The following is a 3,792-nucleotide window of genomic DNA, read 5'->3' on the forward strand; positions in this document are numbered from 1 at the left end:
CACCACCGGCTCGGCGGGCGCGGCGGGCTGGGTGCCCTCCGGCCGCAGTTCCGGCTCCGCGCGCTCGGCGCTGGACTGTTCCCCGCCCGGGGAGGGTGCGGTCTCGTCGTCAGCCATGCCCATCACTTCTTCGCGTACTTGATCGACGACGGGATGATCTCCGTCTGCTGTCCGCTCTCCGCACGCAGCGCGGCGCGGCGCGGGCCCATCGGCTCGTCCTGCACCTTGGCGTGCAGCTTGAGGATCGCGTCGAGCAGCATCTCCGGCCGGGGCGGGCAGCCCGGCAGGTACATGTCCACCGGCACGATGTGGTCGACGCCCTGCACGACGGCGTAGTTGTTGAACATCCCGCCGGAGGAGGCGCACACGCCCATCGAGAGCACCCAGCGCGGTTCGGCCATCTGGTCGTAGATCTGGCGCAGGACCGGCGCCATCTTCTGGGTCACCCGCCCGGCGACGATCATGAGGTCGGCCTGCCGCGGGGTGGCGCTGAAGCGCTCCATCCCGAACCGGGCGAGGTCGTAGCGGGACCCGCCGGTGGTCATCATCTCGATGGCGCAGCAGGCCAACCCGAAGGTGGCGGGCCACATCGAGTTCTTCCGGGCCCAGTTGACCACGCCCTCCAGCGTCGTCAGCAGGATTCCGTTGGGGAGCTTCTCTTCGAGACCCATGGTTTCGTCAGTTCCAATCCAGCCCGCCACGCCGCCACACGTAGATGTCGGCGATGAAGAACGTCGCGATGAACAGCGTGATGGCGACCACACCCCACAACCCGAGGAAGTCCGCCGCGACGGCGTAGGGGAACAGGAACACCATCTCGATGTCGAAGAGGATGAACAGCATCGCCGTGACGTAGTAGGCGATCGGCATCCGGCCGGCACCGACCACCGGCTGCGGCGACGGTTCGATGCCGCACTCGTAGGCGGAGGTCTTCGCCCTGTTGTAGCGGCTGGGGCCGAGCAGCGGTCCGAGCAGCACCGAGAAGAGGCCGAACGCGAGCGCCAGCCCGAACAGCAGGACCAGTGGCAGGAAGACACCGAGGCCGGAACCCGCGTTCCCCTGCGCCAGCACTCCTGCCGCGGAAACCGAGGAGTTCACTGCGGCACCATCCTTTCCGCGCCACTGCGTAACGGACGTGATCTGAGTAATCGGTTGGGCGCGACCCTAAGGGACCTGCACCACACCCTGATGGGTAAGGGCCGCCTTACCTTGTGTGCTCAACCACCTCTGTCACGCACGACGCAACCGAGCTCGCTTGTGAAAGAGTTCACAAACCCGCCGACGCGGTTGTGAAGCCATTCACAAAACATGGGTGCAGTGTAGGACGCGACTCACAGCTTGTCGCTAGCCCCCACGGTCCCGATCTCGCGCCACCCGCCCACCGACACCCGTCCAGCCGCGGGCGGCCGTCGCCCACACGTGGCCGAGACCTGCGCCGACACCGCCCACGCGGACGTCCGGGCGCCGTAAAAGGACAGGCGTACTGTGAGGTTTCCCACGGCCCGAACACCCACCGGACCCGCGAGTCGACGCCCAGTGCCCGGGAGTCAACGCGCGGTGCCGACGAGTCGACGGCGCGGTGCTCGCAAAGGGGCACACCCGGCGACAGCTCGCCGTCGCGAAGCGTCGACTCGCCGTCCTGAGGTGGCGACTCGCGGGGTGGCGACTCGCGGGGTGGAGAGGCGGGGTCAGCGGGGGGTGGGGGCCGCCCGGGACAGGGCCGTCACGAGGCGGTCGACGGCGTCGCCGCCGCGGGCGTCGTAGCAGCCGGACATGCCCTTGAACACCAGCGGGATCAGCGGTTTGATCCGGAGGCCGTACTTCGTGGCCAGCCGCATGATCCGGGGCTTGCCGATGGCGCGGGCGAACTGGTTGCCGAGCTGGTAGTAGCCGCCCATCAGGTCGGCGACGGCACGGGGGTAGCCGCGCAGCGCGCGCTCCCGCGACGGCCCCTCCGGCCGGGCCAACGCCTGCACGACGTGCTCGGCGGCCAGACTGGCCGACTCCATCGCGGCGGCGATGCCCTCCCCGTTGAACGGGCTGACCATGCCGCCCGCGTCGCCGACCAGCAGCAGGCCGTCGCGGTAGTGCGGGGTGCGGTTGAAGCCCATCGGCAGCCCGGCGCCACCGATCCGGCCGACGGCGTTCTCCTCGCGGTAGCCCCACTCCTCGGGGGTCGAGTCGAGCCACGACCGCAGCAGCTCGCGGTAGTTGGTGTTACGGAAGGCGGCCGAGGTGGACAGTATCCCCAGCCCCACGTTCACGGTCCCGTCCCCGAGCGGGAACGCCCAGCCGTAGCCGGGCAGCAGCTTCGGCCCGGCCGGGTCCCGGCGGTCCCACAGTTCGAGGTGTCCCTCGATGTAGGCGTCGTCGTGCCGGGGGCTGCGGTAGTAGCGGCGCACCGCCACCCCCATCGGGCGGCGGTCGTCCTTCTCGATGCCCACCGACAGCGCCAGCCGTGCCGACACCCCGTCGCAGGCCAGCACCAACGGCGCGCGGTAGGAGACCGGTTCCTTGTCCGGCCCCTGCTTGGCCCGCACCCCGAGCACCCGCCCGGTGCGCTCGTCGGTGATCGCGCCGGTGACGGTGGTGCGCTCGGTCAGCCGTGCCCCCGCCTTGACGGCGGTCGCGGCGAGGACGTCGTCGAAGTCGTGCCGTGTGCGGGCCACCCCGTAGGGCGGGAAGTCGGTCAGCTCCGGCCAGTCGAGTTCGAGTGTCAGCTCGGCGGTACGGATGCGCAGCCCACGGTTGTGCACCCAGCCCGCGTCGGTGGAGGTGTCGATGCCGAGGTCGATGAGCTGTTTCACCCCGCGCGGGGTGAGGCCGTCCCCGCAGACCTTGTCCCGGGGGAACGTGCTCTTCTCCAGCAGCAGCACGTCCACACCCGCGCGGGCGAGGTGGGTGGCCGCGGTCGATCCGGCGGGGCCCGCACCGACGACGATGACCTCGGCGTCCTGAGTCATGCGCGCGAGTCTACGAGTCGGCGCCGGGCTTGCGTGCGCGGTGGATGGCCACGACCCCGAAGGTCAGGTTCAGCCACTCGACCCCGACCCACCCGGACTCGGCGATGAGCCGGCCGAACCGGCGCTGGTCCGGCCAGCTCAGCATGGATTCGGCCAGGTACGAGTAGGCCTCGGGGTTGGACGACACCCGCCGCCCGAGCCGGGTCAGCACCCGCAGCAGCACGGTGCGGTGCAGGAACCGGACGGGGGCGAGGGTCGGTGTGGAGACCTCGCAGATCACCAGCCGTCCCCCCGGCCGCACCACCCGGGCGATCTCGGTGAGCGCGGCCCGGGTGTCGACGAAGTTGCGGACGCCGAAACTCACCGTGGCGGCGTCGAAGCTCCCGTCGGCGAACGGGAGCCGGAGCGCGTCCGCGGCCACCCTGGGCACCCCCCGGTGCGCGCCGCCGCGCAGCATGCCGAGCGAGAAATCCGCGGCCACGCACCATGCCCCGTCCCGGGTGTACTCCTCGGTGGACACGCCGGTCCCCGCGGCGAGGTCGAGCACCCGCTCACCGGGGCCCGCTTCGAGGGCCTGTGCGGTGGCGCTGCGCCACCGCCGGTCGAAGCCGAAGGTCATGACCGAGTTGGCGCGGTCGTAGTTCTGGGCGACGTCGTCGAACATCGCCGCGACGTCGTTCGGATCCTTGTCCAGGCTCGCTCGGGCCATGCCCGCAGTGTAGTCGGAGCGGGTGAAACCTCCGTCCACCCGCGACCGGCCCCTGGGCCGGACCCGGCGCTCAGTCGCCGGTGCCGCCGTGCGCGCCCGGGACAGGGCTCGCGGCCGTGG

The 3,792-nt window shown here is 71.0% G+C and carries 4 protein-coding genes; all 4 read right to left on the reverse strand.

The features are described 5' to 3' along the window. Nucleotides 1-122: 122 nt before the first annotated feature. Nucleotides 123-671: a NuoB/complex I 20 kDa subunit family protein gene (locus SACHA_RS0109920; RefSeq protein WP_007025201.1), complete on the reverse strand. Its 549-nt coding sequence runs from the start codon at nucleotides 669-671 to the stop codon at nucleotides 123-125. Nucleotides 672-678: 7 nt separating this feature from the next. After that, complete coding sequence (locus SACHA_RS0109925; RefSeq protein ID WP_028663042.1) at nucleotides 679-1,098, reverse strand: NADH-quinone oxidoreductase subunit A; 420 nt, start codon at nucleotides 1,096-1,098, stop codon at nucleotides 679-681. A 590-nt stretch (nucleotides 1,099-1,688) separates the two neighbouring features. Next, nucleotides 1,689-2,963 (reverse strand): geranylgeranyl reductase family protein, encoded by a 1,275-nt coding sequence (locus tag SACHA_RS0109930; RefSeq protein WP_019809342.1) that lies wholly within the window; start codon nucleotides 2,961-2,963, stop codon nucleotides 1,689-1,691. 10 nt (nucleotides 2,964-2,973) lie between these two features. Then, nucleotides 2,974-3,672, reverse strand: coding sequence for a demethylmenaquinone methyltransferase (locus tag SACHA_RS0109935; RefSeq protein ID WP_019809344.1), 699 nt, complete (start codon nucleotides 3,670-3,672; stop codon nucleotides 2,974-2,976). Between the last annotated feature and the right edge of the window lie 120 nt (nucleotides 3,673-3,792).

Source organism: Saccharomonospora halophila 8, from assembly GCF_000383775.1.
In the GTDB taxonomy this organism is placed as follows: Bacteria; Actinomycetota; Actinomycetes; order Mycobacteriales; family Pseudonocardiaceae; genus Saccharomonospora; species Saccharomonospora halophila.